This is a genomic window from Roseovarius sp. E0-M6, assembly GCF_037083845.1.
In the GTDB taxonomy this organism is placed as follows: Bacteria; Pseudomonadota; Alphaproteobacteria; order Rhodobacterales; family Rhodobacteraceae; genus Roseovarius.
In genome coordinates this window covers 58546-79817 of sequence record NZ_JBAPLA010000009.1, presented here as the reverse complement: position 1 = coordinate 79817, position 21272 = coordinate 58546, and the positions used below count along the sequence as shown (strand labels likewise).

Here is a 21272-nt window from a genome sequence, read left to right as displayed (position 1 = left end):
ATCGCACGAACAGACACTCCGCAGCCAATTTAACCTTTTTCATGACGATGCTTTGTGCTTTGCCTGCGGCTCGTAAGGGTTTTGAAAGGCGATATTTCGCATGGGCGATCTCTGGGATGGATTGGCGCAGGCGTTGTGGCTGGTCGCAACACTTGATCCCGACTTGGTCGAGATCACCCTGCGCTCACTTCAGGTGACGCTCAGCGCCTTGGTGATCGCCTGCCTGATTGCCCTGCCTCTCTCCGCGCTTCTGGTGGTCAAGCGTTTCCGTTTCCGCCGTATCACCATCGCCGTTCTCAATGCCTTGATGGGGTTGCCGCCCGTGGTGGTGGGGCTCGTGGTTTATGTCATGCTGTCGCGGCAGGGGCCGTTCGGGGTGCTGGGCCTGCTCTTTACACCTACGGCTATGATCATCGCGCAGGTTATCATCATCGTCCCGCTCATCGCTTCGATCGCCCATCAGGCCCTGCGCGACCTCTGGGCCGAATATCATGATCTGCTCATTTCGCTGAACACTTCCAAACGGCAGCGTATGGCGGCGCTTATCTGGGACGGGCGGCGTGCGTTGCTGACCGCCGCACTTGCCGGGTTCGGGCGCGCCATCGGCGAGGTGGGCGCGATCATGGTGGTGGGTGGCAATATCGACCACGCAACGCGCGTCCTGACAACCGCCATCGCGCTTGAAACCGGAAAGGGCGAATTCGCTCTCGCGCTGGCACTTGGCTTCGTGTTGATCGCGATGGCCATCGGGGTCAACCTCGCGATCCATTGGCTCGGACGGACCGAACGGGAGGGCCGCTGGTGAGCGACATGCCATCCGATCTCTTTCCGCTTGTGGCCTCGGGGGCCGTAGCCCGCGTGCGCGGCAAGGTGATCGCCGGGCCCATCGACCTCGCGCTTGAGGCCCGCGGCGTAACCGTTGTTATCGGCCCCAACGGCGCCGGCAAGACGACGTTGCTCAAGATGCTGCATGGCATTGCGCGGGTTCAACAGGGTGATATCCGATGGGCCTGCGATGAGGTGGAGGCGCGTGCGCGACAAGGGTTTGTCTTTCAGACGCCCGTGATGCTGCGCCGGTCGGTGCGCGATAATCTGGCCTATCCTTTGCGCCTTCTTGGGGTGCGCCGCGCCGAAGCGCGCGCGCGCGCCGCCGATTGGGCGCGCCGCGTCGGGCTGGGTGACATGCTGGACCGGCCCGCTCCGGTGCTGTCGGGCGGCGAGAGGCAGAAGCTTGCGCTGGCCCGCACGCTGATCCGTGCGCCCGACGTGATCTTCCTGGACGAACCGACTGCCGCGCTCGATGGGCGCGCCATGCGCGAGATCGAGGATATCCTCGTGCGCGCGCGCGACACCGGCACGCGGCTCATAATGTCCACACATGACATGGGGCAGGCCAAACGCCTGGCCGATGAGGTGATATTCGTGCGCGGGGGCCTGATCGAAGAGCATCGCCGCGCGACCGAATTCTTTGCCAAACCCCACAGCCCGCAGGCACTGGCGTTTCTGAAAGGAGATATCGTAGAATGAAACAAGGTATTCTCGCACTCTGCATGAGTGTCATGTCCGCGGGCGCGGTTGCGGCCGAGGAGATGAAGATGGCCGTCACGACCTCGTTCCACAACTCGGGGCTTTCCGACATCCTTCTGCCCGCCATCAAGGAGGACACCGGCATCGAGGTTCAGCTTCTCGTTGTAGGGACAGGCCAAGCGATCCGCCTCGGCGAGGCGGGCGACGTGGATGCGATCCTCGTTCATTCGCGCAAAGCCGAGGAAAAGTTCCTTGAGGGTGGCTATGGCACCCACCGCCGCGAGATCATGTATAATGACTTCGTATTCATCGGACCCCAAGGGGATGAAGCTGCGGTCGCCGCCGCCGAGGATGCAAAAGCGGCCCTGACCCGCATCGCCGAGACCAAGGCCCCCTTCGTCAGCCGCGGTGACGACAGCGGCACCCACAAGAAAGAGCTGAGCCTCTGGGCCTCTGCCGGGCTTGATCCCGAAACATTCGGCGACTGGTACAAGGAGGTCGGCGCAGGCATGGGGGCGGCGCTCAATACCGCGTCCGGGCTGAATGCCTACATCATGTCCGATCGCGCAAGCTGGCTCAACTTCGGCAACAAGGGCGACCTCGCGCTGCTGTTTTCCGGCGATCCGGTGCTCTTCAACCAATATGCCTATCTGCCAGTCAGCCCCGAGATGCATGACCACGTCAAAAATGATCTGGCGCTGCAAGTCGAAGAGTGGCTCGTATCCGAGCGTGCCGCCGGTCTGATCAATTCCTACACGATCAACGGCGAAACCCTCTTCACATTCAATGCCGATACCGCCGCCGCACAGGCGGCAGAATAAGCGGCCCGTCGCGGCGGTCACTCGGTATTGAGCAGAACCGCCTCAACACGTCTGTTCGCCTCGCGCCCGGCCTGTGTCAGGTTGGGCGCGACAGGCGAAAGATAGCCCATGCCCTGCGCCTCAAGCTGATTGCGCGGTATGTCATATGCCGCGACCAGCCGTTCCAGAACCGCGCGTGCGCGGTCACGCGAAAGCGCGATGTTCACGTCAAGACCACCGGTCGCATCGGTATGCCCGACCAACGCCACCCGGCGCTCGGGATCGACCCCGAGGAACGCGGCCAGCGCCTCGAGCGACGAAAACGGCCCGTTGCCAAGTGCGGAATCGCCCGTGGCGAATTCCAGATCGTCCAGAATGACGTGACCGCGTGTGACAAGCGCGTCTTGCAACGCGTCCGCATCCAGCGGCGTCTCTTGTCGGGGCGGGGAGGTGTCCCCGATGTCCTCGGTCGTCGGGCTGGGCTGACCGCTCGGTGTCTTGCCCGCTGACACCGACAGGTTTGAGCCGCGCCGCGGATCGGCCAGCACGATCTGCACATAGCCCGCGCGCTCGGACCGGCTGACGAGGATGGTGACATAACCCGCCGCACCGTTCTCGTTCAGGCGCGCGGACAAAAAGCGATAGTCAAAGAGATCGACGAACATGTCCGGCGCCGAAAGCACCTCGGTCGAAAAGCGGAAGTCGAACCCGCCGCATTCCCGGCCCGCACAGCGCAGAAGCGTCTCGTAGCCCGCCGCAGAAAGCTGATTGGCAAGATCGGACAGAATGGAAAGTGTGCTTTGCCCCTGCGTGTCGAGGCGCCAGGCCTGAAAGGTAATGTCGCCCTTGACCGTAACGCCGGGTGCAAACCCGCCGGACCATGGCCCGATCGGCACCTCGTAACTGTCGCTGCTGCGCTTGATCTGCCGGGTGAGCGTGCCGTCACCGGGAAGGTCAAGGTCAAGGTCAAGCGCGCGGGCCGGCAGAGCGGTAACCATCGCGGCAAGTATCCAGCCGACCAGCGCGCGGGCGCGGGTCATCAGCGCGCCTGCGCGTGGTATTCCGGGTTGGGCTGCATCGCGGTTGCGCTGGCCACGCGGTTGGACATGTTGAAAAAGCCGGTAACACTCGCGATATCCCAGATGTCCCGGTCGCTGAACCCGACGTCCCGAAGTGCCTGACGGTCTTTCTCGGTGATCTTGCTGCTCTCAATCGTGACCTTCTCGGCAAAGTTCAGCATCGCGGTCTGCCGCTCGTCAAGATCGGCCATGCGCCAGTTCATCACCATCGCCTCGCCAAGTTCGGGCTTGCCGGAGAGGGCCCGCACGGCCGCGCCATGCGCGACTTGGCAATACCAGCAGCGGTTGATTGAACTGACCGCGACCGCGATCATCTCGCGCTCCAGCTTGCTCAGCCCGCTATCGGCCAGCATCAGATCGTTATACATGGCCGTAAAGGCGTTCAGCTTCTCGATGTCGAAGGCATATGCCCGCAGGACATTGGGGACCATCCCGAGCTTGTCCTCGCAGACGTCGAAATATTTCCGTGTCTGCTCGGGCAGGGGGTCAGCCATCGGCAGGTCAAGGGCGGTGGGCGTATCACTCATACGCGGGCCTCCTTCAGGATACGATAATGATACTCTCCCACAAGCGCCATGCCGAGGGAAGTGTAGAGGGCATTGGCGGCCGTATTGGCCTTGGTGCAGATCACCGCAAGATGCGCGGCACCCTGATCCCTGGCCCAGAAGGCCGCCTCGATCATCAGGTGGCGCCCCATGCCCGCCCGCCGGTGGGGGCTGCGCACCTCCAATGCATGCACCATGGCGATCCCGGCGTGTATCGCCACGAAACCGGTGGCGGCAGGACGGTTCTCGTGCCGCCCGAAAAGCGCGGTCTTGGGGCCCTGCGCCCGCTCCATCACCGCGATCCGCCCCGGCCCGATCCCACCATCGGCCCATATGTCGCGCTGAATGGCCATCGGCTCCCATAGGTTGAAGCTTGTCGTGCGCGGCGGTCGATGGGTGCAGAGCGCGGCAACCGGACAGGCCCATATGTTGACCGGGTCGATCACCTCATAGCCAAGCTGCGCCAGCATGGTATTGAGCGCGTCCTCCCCCCGTCGGATCATGAAAAGAGGGGGCTGTCCCATCTGCCGCATCCGCTCGGCGGCAAGCGGCACATCCTCGGCGTCACAAGGCGCCCGTGCCGTGGCCGCCGACACCCGCTTGCCGCCACCCGCGCCCTCGCGCAGGGTCCATGGCCCGGCCTCGCACAGCGTGGCGGCAGGCCATGTATGCTCGACCACATCATAAAGCGTGGCAAGGTCGGGCAGGGCGGATGTGGTGCCGGTCATCCCGGAAAAAGCCGGTTGAGCTCCGCCATCGCCGCGTCAAGCTCCCCGGCATCCTGCCCCCGAACGACGACCTGCGCACCAAAGGCGCCATTGCGCTGAAACGGGTAGGAGCCAAAGGACAGACCGGGATGTTTCTCGGCCAGTTCGCGTAGCGGGCCCGCCACATCCCCCTCACCGCGAAACACCTCAAGCGATTGTGAAAGCATCGGCGCACCGCCGGTCAACGTGGGCAGGACGCTGGCCACCATCGCCTCGAAAATCGCCGGCACACCTGCCATGACATGCACGTTTTCGATGCTGAATCCCGGCGCGGCGCTGATCGGGTTGTCGATCAGGGTCGCTCCCTCGGGGATGCGTGCCATGCGCAGCCGTGCCTCGTTCAACTCGGTCTTCTGGCGCTCGTAATGCGCCTCGAGAATTGCACGCGCATCGTCGCGCACCCCGATTGGCCTGTCGAAGGCGCGCGCCACGTTGTCGGCTGTGATGTCGTCATGCGTGGGCCCGATTCCGCCCGAGGTAAACACGTGATCGAACCCGCCACTCAGGGCGCGCACCGCTTTGGTGATCGCATCGGCGTCGTCCGAAACAACCCGCACCTCGCGAAGATCAATGCCATGTCGTGTCAGCGCGCAGGCCAGATGATGCATGTTCGCATCGCGGGTTCGACCCGAGAGGATCTCATCCCCGATGACAAGCATGGCGGCGGTGGGGTTGGACATGGGAACGGCCTCGTCTTGATTGCGTCGTGTCAAGGGTATAGGCCGCACATCATGCGCTTTCAAACCGATCTTGTGCCTGCCACCCTCATCCGCCGCTACAAACGGTTCCTCGCCGACATCCGGCTTGAAGACGGGCGCGAGGTCACGGCCCATTGCGCCAACCCCGGCGCGATGACCGGATTGGCCGAACCCGGCGCGCGCATCTGGGTCGAACCCAACGACGATCCGAAGAAAAAGCTCAAATACGGCTGGCGGCTGGTCGATCATGGCAATGGGCATTTCACCGGCGTGGATACGTCCGTTCCCAACCGGGCCCTGCGCGAGGCGCTGGTAAACCGCGAGATAGACGAGCTTGCGGCCTATGAAACGGTCCTGCCCGAACAGAGCTATGGCACGGGAAGCCGGATCGACTTCCTCCTCAAGCAGGAGGGCCTGCCCGACGCTTATGTCGAGGTGAAGTCTGTCACCCTCTCGCGCGAAGCGGGGCGCGCGGAATTTCCAGACAGTGTGACCGCGCGGGGCACACGGCATCTGGGCGAACTGGCCGAGATGGCAAAGGCAGGGCATCGCGCCGTTCTTCTTTACCTCGTTCAGCGCACAGATTGCACGGTCGTGACCGTCGCCGCCGATATTGACCCCGCCTATGCCGAGGCCGTTCTCATGGCGCGGCTCGCCGGGGTCGAGGTTCTGGCTTATGGCTGCACGATCACCCCGCGGGAGATCGAGATCGGCCGCGCCCTTCCGTTGCGGTAAACACGCGCACTCCCCGCGCCGCCTCGCGCGGAGAGTGTTTCAGGTCTTCGGCTCAGCCGGCCTCACCGAACCCTTTCGGAATCGGCGGCACCGGCAGGTCGGCGGCACGCTTCTTCAGGCTGCGACCGATCACAACGCGGCTGATTTCGGTGGTGCCATCCACGATCCTCAGCATCTGGGCCAGCCGCGACAGCCGGTCCATGTCATAGGACCGCAAAAGCCCCATGCCGCCCAATGCCTGCGTGCAGGTGTTCGCCGCCTTCACCGCCGCATCCGGCACAAAGCGTTTCGCGTGCGCCGCCATCACCGGGCCCTCGGGCGTGCCAAGCGCGTTGGCCGCCGCACGATAAAGCAGCCGAGAGGCCTCAAGGTCGGTCGCGACCTCGCCCAGCATCCATTGCATCCCGTCCTGATCAAGCGCGGTGCCGCCGAACATCTTGCGGTTGCCGGTATAGGCCAGCGCCACGTCAAGCGCGGTTTGCATCAGGCCGCAACAACCCGACGCGATGGAAACCCGTGCGATGTCGATCGCCATGAGCGAACCCTGAAGGCCCTGACCGGGCGGCAGGATGATGTTGTCCTCGCTGACCACCACCTTGTCCATGTACATCTCGCCCATCGGCAGAAAGCGGTAGGACGGCGTATCGTAAAGCGGCCCAAAGCTCAGCCCTTCGGCATCCGCCGGGATGGCGATCATCGCCATGTCCTTGTGGCCGGGCGCGTCGCTCGTCTTGACCACGGTGAAATAGATATCGGCCTCGGTGGCAAGGCTGACCCACGCTTTCGCGCCGCTGATGGTCCATGTGCCATCGCCGTTGATCGTGGCCTGGCTTTGCATGTTCATCGGGTCCGATCCCGATTGCGGTTCGGTCAGAGCGAAATTGGCCAGTTTGCGCCCTGACGTCAAATCACGCGCCCACGCCTCCTTGAAGGCGTCGGTGCCGTATCCACAGCCCGCGAAGGTGCAGATGTTGTGCATCGAAAGCGCGAACGCATAAGCGCCGTCCCCCTGTCCAAGTTCCTCGTAGACGCGGATACCTTCTCCGAGCGGCAGGCCCTGACCGCCGAACGCCTCGGGCGCGTAAAGCCCGGTCAATCCCAACTCGCCCGCCTTGTCCGAGGCTGCGCGCGGCCATTTCGCCGCGTCATTCCATGCGTGAACATTGGGAACGATCTCTTCCACGCAATGCTGTCGCGCGGCGCTCAGGATGCTGTCGATATCGGCCATCGTGGACCCCTTCAAATTGTCGTGACACTCTGTGCTGATAGAATTGTCAGACATTTGAGTCCGGGGAAAGCTGAAATTGCCCTCCCCGGGGGCTCTGCGGGCTTATGCCGCGCTTACGATGGTCCGGGTGGGGAACGGAATGTCGAGGTCGGCGGCATCCAGAGCCTCTTTGACCGCCCGTTTCATATCGGCCTGATATTGAAAGTAATCCGCGGAACTAACCCAGACCCGCGCGAGGAAATCGACCGAGAAGTCCCCGAGGTTGTTGACCTGTATGAACGGTTCTGGTTCGTGCAGCGCGCGCTCGTCGCTCATGAGTGTTTCGCGTATGACCTTTTCGGCCCGACCCAGATCGACACCGTAGCCAACACCGAAGGTCCATTCCGCGCGGCGCAGCTCATAGGTCGAATAGTTGGTGATCGTGTTGCCCCAGACCTGCGAATTGGGAATGATCGTCTGCACGTTGCCCATATTGGCCAGCTCGGTCACGTTGAGGGTGATGTCCTTGACCGTGCCCATCTCGCCGTTCACTGCAATGAAATCGCCCATCTTGAAAGGGCGGAACAGAATGATCATCACACCGGCGGCCACGTTCGACAATGTCCCCTGAAGCGCCAGACCGATGGCCAGACCCACGGCACCGATCGCCGCGATGATCGACGTGGTTTCAACGCCGAACGTGTTCAGGACGAACAGGAAGGTGAAGACCAGAATGGTGTATCGCGCGATATCACCGAGAAACTGAAACAGCGTCTCATCCAGCCGCCTGTTGCGCCCTCTCAATGCCAGAATGCGCCGCTTGACCCAGCCTGAGATCAGGAACCCCAAAAGGAGGATCACAAGCGCGGTGACCACATTCCCAAGCAGCGAGGTCACGATCTCGAGTGTCACAAGATCGCCCAGCGACTGTTCATTGTAGATTTCTGTCTGTAGCAGGTCCTTCAGTCTGTCCATTTTCCCTACAAGCTCCTTTGCATTTCCGTGCGGCGTCATGTCATGGTTTAATCGTGCCGCCGGTTACGCCTGCTCCGGGGGCGTGATCAAGGGGAATTGACGATCCCCCTCTGGCCCTTCAGGGAATTTGCCCCTAGATAGAGGTCCATCATGCCAAATGACCACCAGATTTCAGAACGAGGCGCCGCATGAACGATCAGCACCGTGGCAGATTGACCCGCGACGGGATACGCATACACGAAACGGCGGATTTCAAGGGTATGCACAAAGCCGGCCATCTGGCGGCCGAAATCCTTGATGCGGTGGGCCGGAACGTCCACGTAGGTCAGACGACATCGGCCATAGATCAACTGATCGAGGACCGGATCGAGGCGGCGGGCGCGAAATCCGCCACGATCGGCTACAAGGGGTATCAGCACGCCTCCTGCATCAGTGTGAACCATGTCGTGTGCCATGGCATTCCCGGGGACAAGATTCGCAAATGGAAAAATGACACCGGGCGCCGCGACGACGACACCCTGCGCGACGGCGACATCCTCAACGTCGATGTCACCGTCATCGTGGATGGATGGTATGGAGACACCAGCCGCATGTATGTCGCTGGCAAGCCCAAGCCCTATGCCGAAAAGCTGATTGACGTCACCCACGATGCATTGATGACCGGGATCGAGGCGGTCAGGCCCGGCAACACCTTCGGGGATATCGGTCATGCCATCCAAACCTATGTCGAGGAACGCCGCATGTCGGTGGTGCGCGATTTCTGCGGTCACGGTCTGGGCCGTGTGTTTCATGCCCCGCCCAATGTTCTGCACTATGGCCGCCCCGGTAGTGGCCCGGTGCTTGAAGAGGGGATGTTCTTCACGATCGAACCCATGGTCAATCTCGGCCGCCCGGAAACCAAGGTGCTCTCGGATGAATGGACCGCGGTCACCCGCGACAAATCCCTCTCGGCGCAGTTCGAACATTCGATTGGCGTAACCGCGGATGGCTGTGAGATTTTCACATTGTCCCCGGACGCGAAGTTTCATCCCACCTGGGACTGAGATGCGGCACCGGCTTTGATGGCGCGGGCTGCGGCCATCCCCGAGGCCCACGCCCATTGAAAGTTGTAGCCGCCCAGCCAGCCGGTCACATCCACGGCCTCACCGATAACATAAAGCCCGGCACAGCCCCGGGCCTCCATCGTCTGTGACGACAGCCCGTCCGTATCCACCCCGCCCAGCGTCACCTCGGCGGTGCGGTATCCTTCGGTGCCCGCCGGTTTGAGCCGCCAGTCCCTGAGTTGCGCGACAAGCGTTTGAAGGGCTGCGTCGCTCTGGTCGCCAAGGTTGCCAACAACACTGCCCCCGACCATTTCGGGAAGAGCGTCGACAAGCCGCTGGGGAAGATGCCGGGCAAGCTCGGTCTTAAGCTTCACGCGGCCTGTGTCTGCCCGCGCGGCGCGCAACGCCTCGAATAGGCCGCCATCCGGGGCAAGGTCGATCACGATCTCCTCCCCCTCGCGCCAATAGGACGATATCTGAAGCATGGCCGGCCCCGAAAGTCCGCGATGCGTGAATAGCACCGCTTCCTCGAACGCGCCGGCGCCGGCACTGGCCCGCGCGGGCACCGCCACCCCCGAAAGTGGCGCAAACCGCTTGTCGGAAAATGTGAACGGCACCAGCCCGGGCCGCGTTTCCGTCACGTTCAGCCCGAAGTGCCGCGCCAGATCATAAGCAAGGCCAGTCGCGCCCATCTTGGGAATGGATTTGCCACCCGTCGCCAGAACAAGCTGCCGGGCCCGCACCGTTTCGGTCCGTCCCTCGCGGTGTAGCGTCGCGTGAAACATCCCGTCTCGCCGCGTCACCTCGCGGATTTCTGTCCCAAGCCAGAGTTCGGCCCCTGCCGCGTCCATCAGGCTCCGAAGCATCGCAATGATCTCGCGCGCCGAACCGTCACAGAAAAGCTGGCCAAGCGTCTTTTCATGCCACGCGATACCGTGCCGATCCACAAGGTCGATGAAGTCCCATTGGCTATAGCGGCTGAGCGCGGATTTGCAGAAATGCGGATTGCCCGACAAGAAGGCCTCGGGGTCACAGTAAAGATTGGTGAAATTGCACCGCCCGCCACCCGAAATGCGGATCTTCTCGCCCGGTGCGCGCGCGTGATCGACGCATAGGACACGGCCCCCCGCATGCGCCGCGCACATCATCCCGGCGGCCCCGGCTCCCAGTATGAGCGTGTCGAATTCCATGCAGCAGCGGTTGCCGCAAACCCGGAGGCCGGTCAACCCGGCTTTGTCAGGTGTCCGTCGGAACCACAGCCCTCGGGGCCGATCCGGGGCCGCAGCGCATAAAAACCATGAATAAGTCCGCCGATGGCGTGGTTCATGGCCTTGCTGGCGCTTTGCAGGAGGCACACAACCTGCTAGACTGCTCTCAAGATCCCGCAAACGGGACATCAACGAGGCAGACGTGGCGGTGTCATGACAGAGATGGTGTATGGGGCGGTCCCCCTGCGGGACGGCGAACCGATCCTCCCCAAATGGTGGCGGACGATCGACAGATGGGCAATATCCGGGGTGCTGATCCTGTTCGGCATCGGATTGCTCCTTGGTTTTGCGGCGTCGCCGCCGCTGGCCGAAAAGAACGGATTTCAGCCGTTTCATTACGTTCAGCGCCAGATGTTTTTCGGCGGTCTCGCGATGATCGCGATGATCCTGACCTCGATGATGAGTCCGACACTCGTGCGGCGGCTGGCCGTGCTGGGTTTTGTCGTGGCGCTTGGCGCGCTTGTCATGCTGCCCTTCATGGGCACCGATTTTGGCAAGGGCGCGGTGCGCTGGTACAGCCTCGGCTTCGCCAGCATACAGCCCTCTGAGTTTCTCAAGCCGGGCTTTGTGGTGGTCGCCGCATGGATGATCGCCGCCAGCCGCGAGATCAACGGCCCGCCGGGCCTCATGATGTCGTTCTGCCTTGCGCTGCTGATCGTGGCGTTCCTTGCCATGCAGCCCGATTTCGGTCAGGCGGCGCTGGTGCTCTTTGGATGGGGTGTGATGTATTTCGTGGCAGGCGCCCCCATCATGCTCCTGTTGGGCATGGCCGGTGCGGTGGTGATCGCAGGCACAGTCGCCTATGCCAACTCCGAACATTTCGCCCGCCGCATCGATGGCTTTCTCAGCCCCGAGGTCGATCCCACCACGCAGCTTGGCTTTGCCACCAACGCCATCCGCGAGGGTGGTTTCTTTGGTGTCGGTGTGGGCGAGGGCACGGTGAAATGGTCGCTGCCCGACGCGCATACGGATTTCATCATCGCGGTCGCGGCCGAGGAATACGGCCTCGTGCTCGTGCTGGCGATTATCGCGGTCTACTGCATGATCGTCGTGCGCTCGCTGGTGCGGCTCATGCGCGAACGCGATCCCTTCATCCGCCTTGCGGGCACCGGCCTTGCCGCGATGTTCGGCGTGCAGGCGATGATCAACATGGGTGTTGCCGTGCGGCTCCTGCCGGCCAAGGGCATGACGCTTCCCTTCGTCAGCTATGGCGGCTCGTCGCTTATCGCGGGGGGCATCGCGGTCGGTATGCTTTTCGCCTTCACCCGCTCGCGCCCACAGGGCGAAATCCGCGACATCCTGCGCGGACGGCTGCGATGACCGAAGGCACTCCTCTTCTGGTGATGGCCGCGGGCGGCACCGGCGGTCATATGTTCCCCGCTCAGTCGCTGGCCGAACACATGCTGCGCAAAGGCTGGCGGGTGAAGCTCTCGACCGATGCGCGCGGCGCGCGCTATACCGGCGGCTTTCCGCATTCGGTCGAGATCGAGCAGATCCGCTCGGCCACGTTCGCGCGCGGTGGTCTTGTGGCCAAGGCGCTCGTGCCGGGTCGCATCGCGGGCGGGGCGCTGGCCGCAACCTGGGGCATGATGCGCGACCGGCCGGATGTCGTGGTGGGCTTCGGCGGTTATCCCAGCATCCCGGCGCTGTCGGCCGCGCGCCTGCTCCGGGTGCCGTCGATGGTGCATGAACAAAACGGTGTGCTGGGCCGCGTGAACCGCATTTTCGCCAAGCGCGTGGATACTGTCGCCTGCGGCACATGGCCGACCGATATGCCCGGCGGGATCAGCGCTACCCATGTCGGCAACCCGGTGCGCGCGGCTGTGATCGAACGCGCCGGCGCGGGTTATATCCCACCCGGTGACTATCCGATGTCGATCGTCGTGATGGGCGGCTCTCAGGGCGCGCGCATCATGTCCGACGTGGTGCCGCCCGCCATTGCCGCATTGCCGGCGCATATCCTGCGCAACATCCGCGTCAGTCATCAGGCCCGGGACGAGGACGGCGCACGGGTGGCACAGGTCTATGCCGACAACGGCATCGTCGCGGATGTCGAGCCGTTCTTCCGCGACGTGCCTCGCCGCATTTCCGAGGCGCAGTTGGTCATCAGCCGGGCAGGGGCCTCTTCGGTGGCCGATATCTCGGTCATCGGGCGCCCCTCGATCATGGTGCCCTACGCGGCTGCCACCGGCGATCACCAGACCGCGAATGCCCGCGCGCTGACCGAGGCGGGGGGCACCATCCGCATCCCGGAATCCGCGCTCAGCGTCGAGGTGATGACCGCCGAGATCGCGCGCGTGCTGGACAATCCCGACGGTGCCGCGCAGATGGCCCGCGCCGCTCTCTCTTGCGCGATGCCCGATGCGACCGACCGACTGGCCGCACTTGTCGAAACCCTTGCCGCGAAAGGGACGTCTGAATGAACGCCGCGACGAAACTGCCCGGAGACGTGGGCCCGATCCACTTTGTCGGCATCGGAGGCATCGGCATGTCCGGCATCGCCGAGGTGCTGCTTGATCATGGCTATGTGGTTCAGGGCTCCGATATCCGGCGCACGCCGATGACCGACCGCCTTGCCCAGAATGGCGCGCTCATCTTCGAGGGACAGAGCGCGCGCAACATAGACGAGGCCGAGGTGGTGGTGATCTCGTCGGCGATCAAACCCGGCAACCCCGAGCTTGACGCCGCCCGCGCCCGCGGCTTGCCGATCGTGCGCCGCGCCGAAATGCTGGCCGAGCTGATGCGCCTGAAATACAACGTCGCGGTGGCGGGCACCCATGGCAAGACCACGACAACCACCATGGTCGCGGCGCTTCTTGATCATGGGAAATTCGACCCCACCGTCATCAACGGCGGCATCATTCACGCTTATGGGTCCAACGCGCGCACCGGCGGCGGCGAATGGATGGTGGTCGAGGCCGATGAAAGCGACGGCACCTTCAACCGTCTGCCCGCGACCGTGGCCATCGTCACCAATATCGACCCCGAGCATATGGAACACTGGGGAACCGAGGAAAACCTGCATCGCGGCTTTTATGATTTCGTCTCGAACATCCCGTTCTATGGTCTCGCGGTCTGCTGCACCGATGACGTGAATGTTCAGACCTTGGTGGGCAAGATCACCGACCGCCGCGTCGTGACCTACGGGTTCAACGCGCAGGCCGACATCCGAGCTGTGAACCTCAGTTACGAGGCCGGAAAGGCGCATTTCGACATCATCCTTCAGGCCGAGGGGCAGCGCATCGACGGCTGCGTGCTGCCGATGCCCGGAGATCACAACGTCTCGAACGCGCTGGCCGCCGTGGGCGTCGCGCGCCATCTTGGCATGCGGCGTGATGAAATCCGTGAGGCACTTGCCGAGTTCGGTGGGGTCAATCGCCGTTTCACCCGGGTGGACGAGGTCGATGGCGTCACGATAATTGACGACTACGGCCACCACCCGACCGAGATCGCAGCGGTGCTCAAGGCCGCGCGCCACGCGACCGAAGGCCGCGTCATCGCGATTCATCAACCGCACCGCTTTACCCGCCTCAGTCACCATTTCGAAGAATTTTGCGCCTGCTTCATCGAGGCCGACGTGGTGGCAATCGCCCCGGTCTATGCCGCGGGCGAAGACCCGATCGAAGGCGCCAGCCGCGATGACCTCGTCGCCGGTCTCACGCGGCACGGACACCGCCGCGCCCTTGCCCTCAGCGGCGAGGATGGTCTCGCCCGGATGGTGCGCGAAGAGGCGGGGCCGGGTGATCTCGTGGTCTGCCTCGGCGCCGGCACGATCAGCACATGGGCGAACGCTTTGCCCGACAGGCTGCGCGAGGCGGCGGCATGACGGTCTCGCTCATTCTCGCCTGTCTTTGGGTGCTTTTTGCCAATGTGCTGGCCATGCTGCCAAGTCGCGACAATTACTGGCGCGCGGCCTATTTTCTGATCGCCGTCGGCATCCCGCTCATTGGCTACGTCACTTATGAAAACGGGCCATGGATCGGGCTTCTGGTGCTGGCGGCGGGTATGAGCATGCTCCGCTGGCCGGTGATCTATCTTGGCCGTTGGCTCCGCAACAGGCTCACCTGAGGGGCCACGCGATGGGCGAAACCATCTGGCTTGGAGAAGTGGCGCTCTGGGGTGTGGGTGCGTTGATCGCCTTCGGGGCGGGCGTCTGGATCATGTTCACCGAATCCGAATTTGGCGACATCCTGCACCTGCTCCTGAACTGGGGTGCGGCGCTGGCGCTCCTTATAGGCATGTGGGCGCTGATGTTCTTGGGCTGGGTGCCCTCCGCCTTTTATCCGTTCCTTGCGCTGATTTATCCTGCGGGCCTGCTTGGCGCCGGGCTGGGCATGATCGTCGGGTGCCTCTGGCACCGGTAGGGGGATTCCCTTTCACCCGCGACTGCGCTAAGCGTGACGGAACGTCCCGAACCCGAAGGCAGCCCCCATGCCCACCATGCCCGACACGCGCGGCAAGCTTACCCCCGATCACCCACTTGGCGATCTGACCTGGCTGCGCGTCGGGGGCGCGGCGGACTGGCTGTTTCAGCCTGCCGATCTCGATGATCTCGCGGCGTTTCTGCGTGCGCTCGACCCGGGTATCACTGTCTTTCCCATGGGCGTCGGCTCGAACCTCATCGTGCGTGATGGCGGCCTGCGGGCGGTGGTGATCCGCCTTGGGCGTGGCTTCAACGGGATCGAGATCAACGGCACGCGCGTCACCGCCGGCGCGGCGGCACTCGATGCCCATGTGGCGCGCAAAGCCGCGGATGCCGGTCTCGACCTGACCTTCCTGCGCACCATCCCCGGTGCCATCGGTGGTGCCGTGCGGATGAATGCGGGCTGTTACGGCACCTACACCGCCGACCATTTCGTCGAGGCGCAGGCGGTGACGCGCACGGGCAAGGTGGTGACGCTCACCGCCTCCGATCTTGATTTCCGCTATCGTCAGACCGACCTGCCCGAGGGGTGCGTCATCACCCGCGCCACCTTTGAGGCGCCCCGCGCCGCGCCCGAGGCCCTGCACGAACGCATGACCGTGCAACTGGCCAAACGCGACGAGACGCAGCCGACCAAGGATCGCACCGCCGGCTCGACCTTCCGCAACCCGGCGGGATTTTCCAGCACCGGGCGCGCCGATGACACCCATGAGCTCAAGGCGTGGAAGGTCATCGACGAGGCGGGGATGCGCGGCGCCACACGCGGCGGCGCGCAAATGAGCCCGAAACATCCGAACTTCCTCGTCAACACCGGCACAGCCAGCGCCGCCGACCTCGAAGGACTCGGTGAAGAGGTGCGAAAAAAGGTTTTCCAAACCAGTGGAATAGAGTTACACTGGGAAATCATGAGGGTCGGCGAACCGACCCCGGACAAAGGCAGTCAGGGCCCTTCGGGTCAACCATAAAAACAAGGGCCGATTACGGTCCATGAACGATAATTCAGGGTCGCTGAACGGCCCGGGACATTGAGGCACAAGGTGGGTCACGCGAGCAGCAGCACCCCCAAAGTGGCGGTTATCATGGGTGGACCTTCGGCCGAACGCGAAGTGTCCATGTCTAGTGGACGCGAATGCGCCGCCGCATTGCGGGAAGAAGGATTCGAGGTGGTCGAGGTCGATGCCGGCCGCGACCTCACTGCGCGTCTCGGCGATATTTCTCCCGATGTGGTCTTTAACGCGCTGCATGGCCGCTGGGGCGAAGATGGCTGCGTCCAAGGGCTTCTTGAGTGGCTGCGGATTCCTTACACCCATTCCGGCGTTCTGTCGTCCTCCCTCGCGATGGACAAGCAGCGGTGCAAGGATGTCTATGCGATGGCTGGCCTGCCCTCCGTGCAAAGCATTCTGGCCGACAAAGCCTCGGTCGAAGCCGCGCATATGATGTCGCCCCCTTACGTGGTCAAACCCTTCAACGAAGGCTCCTCCGTCGGTGTCTACATCGTGCAGGATACGGCCAACGGCCCGCCGACACTTGCCCCCGACATGCCTGATACGGTCATGGTCGAGGCGTATGCGCCGGGGCGTGAACTGACGACGACGGTCATGGGCGACCGCGCGCTCACCGTGACGGATATCATCACCGATGGCTGGTATGACTATCACGCGAAATACTCCGAAGGTGGCTCGCGCCACGTGGTGCCTGCGGATGTTCCGCGGGAAATTTTCGATGCCTGCATGGCATATGCGCAACGTGCCCACGATGTGCTTGGGTGTCGCGGCATCAGCCGGACAGATTTCCGCTGGGATGAGGAGCGCGGTCTCGATGGCCTTATCTTGCTTGAGACGAACACACAGCCCGGCATGACGCCCACATCGCTCAGCCCCGAACAGGCACGGGCGGTCGGCATGAGCTTCGGCGCCTTCTGTCGCTGGATCGTGGAGGATGCGTCATGCGACAGGTAAAGCCACGCAGCGATCCCGCGCCGTCACGGCTTAATTACCGCATGCAGCGCCTGATGCTGACGCCGCTGTTCCGGCGGTTGCTGCGCGTGGGGTTGCCCTTCGGTCTTACTTTCATGGCGGCAAGCTTCTGGCTGTCGGACCCGGCGGTGCAGCAAAAGGTCATGCAGTCCGCCGCCGACATCCGCAAGCAGATCGAGGAGCGCCCGGAATTCATGGTGCGCCTGCTCTCCATCCAAGGCGCCAGCGACGACGTGGCCACCGGTATCCGCGATATTTTCCCGGTGCCGCTTCCGGCCAGTTCATTTGACATCGACCTTGATGACCTCAGGCGCACGATCGAGGGGCTACCCGCCGTCAAGGCCGCGGCGGTCCGGCTGCGTCAGGGCGGCGTGCTGGAACTCACCGTGACCGAGCGCGCACCCGCCGCCATTCTGCGCACCCGCGAAGGGCTTAGCGTGATCGACGCCGAAGGCGTGGCCATCGCCGAGGTCAAGGCGCTGTCGGATTTCATGGACCTGCCGTTGCTGACGGGCGAGGGCGCCGAGAACCACGTGCCTCAGGTGCTCGCACTCGATACCGCAGCCGGGCCGCTCGCGGGGCGGGTGCTGGGGTTCGTGCGCCGCGGAGAGCGCCGCTGGGACGTGGTGCTTGACCGCGATCAACGCATCCTTTTGCCAGAGACCGCGCCGGTGCGCGCGCTCGAGCGCGTGATCGTGCTGGATCAGACACAGGACATGCTCGAACGCGATATCGCGGTCGTGGACATGCGGTTGGCCGAACGGCCCGCCATCAGAATGAGAGAGCGCGCCGTGAAAGCATGGTGGCAGGTGCGTAATTCGAGTGCAGGGGTGAGCGAAGAATGATCGAGTTGTATGAAACCCAAAGAGCCATGCGCAACATGCGCAAGGCAGCGATGCAACGGGGCGTGGTGGCGGTGCTCGACGTGGGCACCTCCAAGATCGCCTGTCTTGTGCTGCGGTTCGACGGAACCGACCGGCTTGAGGCTGACGGCGTCGGCTCCATGGCGGGGCAGGCGGGGTTCCGCGTCATAGGTGCGGCAACCACCCGGTCGCGCGGGGTGCGTTTCGGCGAAATCTCGGCCATGCAAGAAACCGAGCGCGCCATCCGCACCGCCGTTCAGGCCGCACAGAAGATGGCGAATATCCGGGTCGATCACGTGATCGCCTGTTTCTCTGGTGCCGGGCCGCGCTCCTACGGTCTTGCCGGCTCGGTCGATCTTGAGGGGCACGTCGTCACCGAACATGACATCAGCCGCGTGCTTTCGGCCTGCGATGTCCCCGATTACGGCGCCGGCCGCGAGGTGCTGCACGCCCAGCCTGTCAATTTCGCCCTCGATCACCGCTCCGGCCTCATCGACCCGCGGGGTCAGTTGGGTCAGACGCTGGCCACCGACATGCACATGCTCACCGTCGATGCGGCGGTGATTCAGAATCTGGCCCACTGCGTCAAACGCTGTGATCTGGAACTCGCCGGGATCGCGTCCTCGTCCTATGTCTCGGGCATTTCCTCGCTGGTCGAGGATGAACAGGAGCTGGGGGCCGCCTGTGTCGACCTTGGCGGCGGCACGGCGGGGATTTCGATCTTCATCAAGAAACACATGATCTATGCCGACAGCGTGCGCATGGGCGGCGATCATGTCACGGGCGACATCTCGATGGGCCTTTCGGTGCCCACCGCGACGGCCGAACGGATCAAGACCTTCTATGGCGGTGTCGTGGCCACTGGAATGGACGACCGGGAAATGATCGAGATCGGCGGCGACACGGGCGATTACGAACATGACCGCCGCACCGTAAGCCGTGCCGAACTCATCGGCATCATGCGGCCACGCGTCGAGGAAATCCTCGAAGAGGTCCGCGCCCGCCTTGACGCCGCAGGATTCGATCACCTGCCCAGTCAGCAAATCGTGCTCACCGGCGGCGGAAGCCAGATACCCGGCCTTGACGGCCTCGCGTCGCGCATTCTGGGCCAACAGGTGCGCCTTGGCCGACCAATGCGAGTGAACGGCTTGCCGCAGGCCGCCACCGGTGCGGGCTTCGCCAGCGGGGTGGGGCTTTGCCTCTTTGCGGCGAACCCGCAGGACGAATGGTGGGACTTCGAACTTCCTGTCGACCGCTATCCCGCGCGGTCCTTCAAGCGAGCAGTCAAATGGTTCAAGGACAACTGGTAAACGCAACATGTCGTGCAATCGGCGAAATCCCGCGAAAAACGCTGAAAAAGCGGCTATATTTTGTGTTTTTTCGGCAGTTTTTAGGTGACGCTGCGGCGTGCTGTCGTTAATATTGGTGCCAATAGGCAGAAAAACGGCCCGGTAGCGGGCGCAACATCAGGCGGACAGAGCGATGACATTGAATCTTACCGTGCCCGGTCGTGAAGAACTCAAACCCCGTATCACCGTCTTTGGTGTCGGCGGGGCAGGCGGCAATGCCGTCAACAACATGATCGAAAAGGAACTCGATGGCGTTGACTTCGTCGTCGCCAACACCGACGCACAGGCGCTGAGCCAGTCGAATGCCGAAAGCCGCATTCAGCTTGGCGTGAAGGTGACCGAAGGGTTGGGCGCAGGGGCCAAGGCCGCGATCGGCGCCGCCGCTGCCGAGGAAAGCATCGAACAGATCGTCGATCATCTTGCGGGCGCGCATATGTGCTTCATCACCGCCGGTATGGGCGGTGGCACCGGCACCGGTGCGGCCCCGATCATCGCACAGGCGGCGCGTGAACTTGGCGTTCTGACCGTCGGCGTCGTCACGAAGCCCTTCCAATTCGAGGGCGGCAAGCGGATGAAACAGGCCGAAGACGGTGTTGAAAGCCTGCAAAAGGTGGTCGATACCCTGATCATCATTCCCAACCAGAACCTCTTCCGCCTCGCCAACGAAAAAACGACCTTCACCGAGGCGTTTTCGATGGCCGATGACGTGCTCTATCAGGGCGTCAAAGGTGTGACTGACCTGATGGTCCGTCCGGGCCTGATCAATCTCGATTTCGCAGATGTCCGCGCCGTGATGGACGAAATGGGCAAGGCGATGATGGGCACAGGCGAGGACGCGGGCGAAGATCGCGCAGTTCAGGCCGCCGAAAAGGCGATCGCCAACCCGCTGCTCGACGAAATCAGCCTCAAGGGCGCGCGCGGCGTGCTGATCAACATCACCGGTGGGCATGACCTGACGCTGTTCGAACTTGACGAGGCCGCCAACCGCATCCGCGAGGAAGTGGACGCCGAAGCCAATATCATCGTGGGCTCGACCCTTGATGCCTCCATGGAAGGCGCCATGCGCGTCAGCGTCGTCGCCACCGGCATCGACGTCTCGACCGAGAAGTCTGATATCCCCGTGCCGCGCCGTTCATTGGCCGAACCTCTGGCTACCACGACCTCGTTTGAGTCGCACGACGACGCCGCTGTGGCCGAAACTCCCGCACCCGAAGCCGACCCCATGCCCGAGCAAGTCGCGGCACGGGCCGAGGAGCCCTCGCTCTTTGGTGGCTTTGAGGCCGAGCGCGCCGCCGCAGAGGATCAGATGGAAGACATCTTCGGCAACGATACAGCCGGTCAGGATAGCACAAACGACCTTCCGCCCCCGGCATATCAACCCGCGCCGGAACCCGAGCACACCCCCGAGCCCGAGCTTGAGGCCTTCGTCGCGCCCAAGGCCCCCGCGGCCGGCACACCGTCGCCCGAGGCGATGGCTCGCCTGCATGCCGCCGTTGGTCGCGCGCCGGGTCAGCAGCAGGAACGCGCCGCTCAGCAAGCCCCTCAGCCCGCCCAGCAGGAGGCCCAGCCCCCCGCCGAGGAGCACCAGTCCGAGCGCCCGCGTTTCGGAATCAATTCGCTCCTGAACCGGATGACCGGACACTCGAGCGAACAGGAGACCCAGCGGACGCAGCGTCATCAGCCCACACTTCAGGCCCGTCAGGCACAGCCCGCGCCGGTCGAACCCGAGCCTGAACAGGATGAGCAGATCGAAATCCCTGCCTTCTTGCGTCGTCAGGCGAACTGACCTGAAATCAAATGGTTACATCTTTTAAAAGGCCGCCTTCGGGCGGTCTTTTCTGTTATTGCAATGGCCTTTGAGGCTGGGCTCGGGCCTGATCGGCAAAATCTTGCCACCATGGTGCAGGCACATGTTTCACTTCGTTGCAAAGATTGAGTTGAGCGTTGCGGACCGGCCCTCTACACCCGCCCTACTCATATAAATGGGCGACAAGCCGAAGTGCCAACCGGAGGCAAC

Annotated in this window: 22 protein-coding genes; 15 read left to right on the top strand and 7 right to left on the bottom strand. The window is 63.3% G+C overall.

Annotation, left to right across the window (positions count from 1 at the left end):
* The first annotated feature begins 100 nt into the window (after positions 1-100).
* The 3 genes from V8359_RS17780 to V8359_RS17770 are packed head-to-tail and all read left to right on the top strand — an operon-like array spanning position 101 to position 2348.
* Entirely contained in the window at positions 101-805 is a 705-nt protein-coding gene (locus V8359_RS17780) for an ABC transporter permease (RefSeq protein WP_336430451.1), read from the top strand.
* Positions 806-810: 5 nt separating this feature from the next.
* Entirely contained in the window at positions 811-1527 is a 717-nt protein-coding gene (locus V8359_RS17775) for an ATP-binding cassette domain-containing protein (RefSeq protein ID WP_336430498.1), read from the top strand.
* Positions 1524-2348 carry a substrate-binding domain-containing protein gene (locus V8359_RS17770; RefSeq protein ID WP_336430450.1) on the top strand — a complete coding sequence of 275 codons (825 nt, stop codon included), beginning with the start codon at positions 1524-1526 and terminating at the stop codon, positions 2346-2348. Before V8359_RS17775 ends, V8359_RS17770 begins: the two co-directional genes overlap by 4 nt.
* A 17-nt stretch (positions 2349-2365) precedes the next feature.
* On the opposite strand, the gene V8359_RS17765 is transcribed toward V8359_RS17770, so the two are convergent.
* The 4 genes from V8359_RS17765 to V8359_RS17750 are packed head-to-tail and all read right to left on the bottom strand — an operon-like array spanning position 2366 to position 5398.
* A complete protein-coding gene (locus tag V8359_RS17765) occupies positions 2366-3367 on the bottom strand; it encodes an OmpA family protein (RefSeq protein ID WP_336430449.1) in 1002 nt (333 codons plus the stop codon).
* The gene (locus V8359_RS17760; RefSeq protein WP_336430448.1) at positions 3367-3933 is read right to left on the bottom strand and encodes a peroxidase-related enzyme; all 567 of its coding nucleotides are present in this window, start codon (positions 3931-3933) and stop codon (positions 3367-3369) included. Before V8359_RS17760 ends, V8359_RS17765 begins: the two co-directional genes overlap by 1 nt.
* Complete coding sequence (locus V8359_RS17755; protein WP_336430447.1) at positions 3930-4679, bottom strand: GNAT family N-acetyltransferase; 750 nt, start codon at positions 4677-4679, stop codon at positions 3930-3932. Before V8359_RS17755 ends, V8359_RS17760 begins: the two co-directional genes overlap by 4 nt.
* Entirely contained in the window at positions 4676-5398 is a 723-nt protein-coding gene (locus tag V8359_RS17750; protein ID WP_336430446.1) for a competence/damage-inducible protein A, read from the bottom strand. Before V8359_RS17750 ends, V8359_RS17755 begins: the two co-directional genes overlap by 4 nt.
* Positions 5399-5449: 51 nt before the next feature.
* Here V8359_RS17750 and sfsA point away from each other — a divergent pair, with 51 nt between their 5' ends.
* Positions 5450-6151: a DNA/RNA nuclease SfsA gene (gene sfsA, locus V8359_RS17745; RefSeq protein ID WP_336430444.1), complete on the top strand. Its 702-nt coding sequence runs from the start codon at positions 5450-5452 to the stop codon at positions 6149-6151.
* A 52-nt stretch (positions 6152-6203) separates the two neighbouring features.
* On the opposite strand, the gene V8359_RS17740 is transcribed toward sfsA, so the two are convergent.
* Positions 6204-7379, bottom strand: coding sequence for an acyl-CoA dehydrogenase family protein (locus V8359_RS17740; RefSeq protein ID WP_336430443.1), 1176 nt, complete (start codon positions 7377-7379; stop codon positions 6204-6206).
* Between the two features lie 102 nt (positions 7380-7481).
* Positions 7482-8333 carry a mechanosensitive ion channel family protein gene (locus tag V8359_RS17735; protein WP_336430442.1) on the bottom strand — a complete coding sequence of 284 codons (852 nt, stop codon included), beginning with the start codon at positions 8331-8333 and terminating at the stop codon, positions 7482-7484.
* Positions 8334-8521: 188 nt separating this feature from the next.
* Here V8359_RS17735 and map point away from each other — a divergent pair, with 188 nt between their 5' ends.
* Positions 8522-9376: a type I methionyl aminopeptidase gene (gene map / locus V8359_RS17730; protein ID WP_336430441.1), complete on the top strand. Its 855-nt coding sequence runs from the start codon at positions 8522-8524 to the stop codon at positions 9374-9376.
* Here map and V8359_RS17725 read toward each other — a convergent pair.
* The gene (locus tag V8359_RS17725; RefSeq protein ID WP_336430440.1) at positions 9358-10566 is read right to left on the bottom strand and encodes an NAD(P)/FAD-dependent oxidoreductase; all 1209 of its coding nucleotides are present in this window, start codon (positions 10564-10566) and stop codon (positions 9358-9360) included. The two genes, map and V8359_RS17725, sit on opposite strands and share 19 nt — an antisense overlap.
* 231 nt (positions 10567-10797) lie before the next feature.
* Between V8359_RS17725 and ftsW the strand changes: the two genes are divergently transcribed.
* The 10 genes from ftsW (at position 10798) to ftsZ (ending at position 21041) form a co-directional block, all read left to right on the top strand.
* The gene (gene ftsW / locus V8359_RS17720) at positions 10798-11964 is read left to right on the top strand and encodes a putative lipid II flippase FtsW (protein ID WP_336430439.1); all 1167 of its coding nucleotides are present in this window, start codon (positions 10798-10800) and stop codon (positions 11962-11964) included.
* A complete protein-coding gene (locus V8359_RS17715) occupies positions 11961-13067 on the top strand; it encodes a UDP-N-acetylglucosamine--N-acetylmuramyl-(pentapeptide) pyrophosphoryl-undecaprenol N-acetylglucosamine transferase (RefSeq protein WP_336430438.1) in 1107 nt (368 codons plus the stop codon). Before ftsW ends, V8359_RS17715 begins: the two co-directional genes overlap by 4 nt.
* On the top strand, positions 13064-14470 hold the full coding sequence (gene murC / locus V8359_RS17710; RefSeq protein ID WP_336430437.1) for a UDP-N-acetylmuramate--L-alanine ligase: 1407 nt from the start codon (positions 13064-13066) through the stop codon (positions 14468-14470). Before V8359_RS17715 ends, murC begins: the two co-directional genes overlap by 4 nt.
* A complete protein-coding gene (locus V8359_RS17705; RefSeq protein WP_336430436.1) occupies positions 14467-14712 on the top strand; it encodes a DUF2484 family protein in 246 nt (81 codons plus the stop codon). The genes murC and V8359_RS17705 overlap by 4 nt, the downstream gene beginning before the upstream one ends.
* An 11-nt stretch (positions 14713-14723) precedes the next feature.
* Positions 14724-15008 carry a hypothetical protein gene (locus tag V8359_RS17700; protein ID WP_336430435.1) on the top strand — a complete coding sequence of 95 codons (285 nt, stop codon included), beginning with the start codon at positions 14724-14726 and terminating at the stop codon, positions 15006-15008.
* Positions 15009-15075: 67 nt separating this feature from the next.
* Positions 15076-16032, top strand: coding sequence for a UDP-N-acetylmuramate dehydrogenase (murB, locus tag V8359_RS17695; protein WP_336430434.1), 957 nt, complete (start codon positions 15076-15078; stop codon positions 16030-16032).
* 114 nt (positions 16033-16146) lie between these two features.
* Positions 16147-17025, top strand: a complete 879-nt coding sequence (locus V8359_RS17690; RefSeq protein ID WP_336430433.1) for a D-alanine--D-alanine ligase — start codon at positions 16147-16149, stop codon at positions 17023-17025.
* Complete coding sequence (locus tag V8359_RS17685) at positions 17013-17888, top strand: cell division protein FtsQ/DivIB (RefSeq protein WP_336430432.1); 876 nt, start codon at positions 17013-17015, stop codon at positions 17886-17888. The genes V8359_RS17690 and V8359_RS17685 overlap by 13 nt, the downstream gene beginning before the upstream one ends.
* Positions 17885-19216: a cell division protein FtsA gene (gene ftsA, locus V8359_RS17680; protein WP_336430431.1), complete on the top strand. Its 1332-nt coding sequence runs from the start codon at positions 17885-17887 to the stop codon at positions 19214-19216. Before V8359_RS17685 ends, ftsA begins: the two co-directional genes overlap by 4 nt.
* Before the next feature lie 172 nt (positions 19217-19388).
* Positions 19389-21041 (top strand): cell division protein FtsZ, encoded by a 1653-nt coding sequence (gene ftsZ, locus V8359_RS17675; protein WP_336430430.1) that lies wholly within the window; start codon positions 19389-19391, stop codon positions 21039-21041.
* The last annotated feature ends 231 nt before the right edge of the window (positions 21042-21272 follow it).

What these genes read in the sequence shown, in the direction of transcription:
- murB (WP_336430434.1), top strand. Translation starts at nt 15,076, where the DNA reads ATGCCCACCATGCCCGACACGCGCGGCAAGCTTACCCCCGATCACCCA.
- ftsA (WP_336430431.1), top strand. Translation starts at nt 17,885, where the DNA reads ATGATCGAGTTGTATGAAACCCAAAGAGCCATGCGCAACATGCGCAAG.
- V8359_RS17685 (WP_336430432.1), top strand. Translation starts at nt 17,013, where the DNA reads ATGCGACAGGTAAAGCCACGCAGCGATCCCGCGCCGTCACGGCTTAAT.
- V8359_RS17765 (WP_336430449.1), bottom strand. Translation starts at nt 3,367, where the DNA reads ATGACCCGCGCCCGCGCGCTGGTCGGCTGGATACTTGCCGCGATGGTT.
- V8359_RS17715 (WP_336430438.1), top strand. Translation starts at nt 11,961, where the DNA reads ATGACCGAAGGCACTCCTCTTCTGGTGATGGCCGCGGGCGGCACCGGC.
- murC (WP_336430437.1), top strand. Translation starts at nt 13,064, where the DNA reads ATGAACGCCGCGACGAAACTGCCCGGAGACGTGGGCCCGATCCACTTT.
- ftsW (WP_336430439.1), top strand. Translation starts at nt 10,798, where the DNA reads ATGACAGAGATGGTGTATGGGGCGGTCCCCCTGCGGGACGGCGAACCG.
- V8359_RS17750 (WP_336430446.1), bottom strand. Translation starts at nt 5,398, where the DNA reads ATGTCCAACCCCACCGCCGCCATGCTTGTCATCGGGGATGAGATCCTC.
- V8359_RS17760 (WP_336430448.1), bottom strand. Translation starts at nt 3,933, where the DNA reads ATGAGTGATACGCCCACCGCCCTTGACCTGCCGATGGCTGACCCCCTG.
- V8359_RS17755 (WP_336430447.1), bottom strand. Translation starts at nt 4,679, where the DNA reads ATGACCGGCACCACATCCGCCCTGCCCGACCTTGCCACGCTTTATGAT.
- V8359_RS17780 (WP_336430451.1), top strand. Translation starts at nt 101, where the DNA reads ATGGGCGATCTCTGGGATGGATTGGCGCAGGCGTTGTGGCTGGTCGCA.
- sfsA (WP_336430444.1), top strand. Translation starts at nt 5,450, where the DNA reads ATGCGCTTTCAAACCGATCTTGTGCCTGCCACCCTCATCCGCCGCTAC.
- V8359_RS17770 (WP_336430450.1), top strand. Translation starts at nt 1,524, where the DNA reads ATGAAACAAGGTATTCTCGCACTCTGCATGAGTGTCATGTCCGCGGGC.
- V8359_RS17775 (WP_336430498.1), top strand. Translation starts at nt 811, where the DNA reads ATGCCATCCGATCTCTTTCCGCTTGTGGCCTCGGGGGCCGTAGCCCGC.
- V8359_RS17725 (WP_336430440.1), bottom strand. Translation starts at nt 10,566, where the DNA reads ATGGAATTCGACACGCTCATACTGGGAGCCGGGGCCGCCGGGATGATG.
- V8359_RS17740 (WP_336430443.1), bottom strand. Translation starts at nt 7,379, where the DNA reads ATGGCCGATATCGACAGCATCCTGAGCGCCGCGCGACAGCATTGCGTG.
- V8359_RS17700 (WP_336430435.1), top strand. Translation starts at nt 14,724, where the DNA reads ATGGGCGAAACCATCTGGCTTGGAGAAGTGGCGCTCTGGGGTGTGGGT.
- ftsZ (WP_336430430.1), top strand. Translation starts at nt 19,389, where the DNA reads ATGACATTGAATCTTACCGTGCCCGGTCGTGAAGAACTCAAACCCCGT.
- V8359_RS17705 (WP_336430436.1), top strand. Translation starts at nt 14,467, where the DNA reads ATGACGGTCTCGCTCATTCTCGCCTGTCTTTGGGTGCTTTTTGCCAAT.
- V8359_RS17735 (WP_336430442.1), bottom strand. Translation starts at nt 8,333, where the DNA reads ATGGACAGACTGAAGGACCTGCTACAGACAGAAATCTACAATGAACAG.
- map (WP_336430441.1), top strand. Translation starts at nt 8,522, where the DNA reads ATGAACGATCAGCACCGTGGCAGATTGACCCGCGACGGGATACGCATA.
- V8359_RS17690 (WP_336430433.1), top strand. Translation starts at nt 16,147, where the DNA reads ATGGGTGGACCTTCGGCCGAACGCGAAGTGTCCATGTCTAGTGGACGC.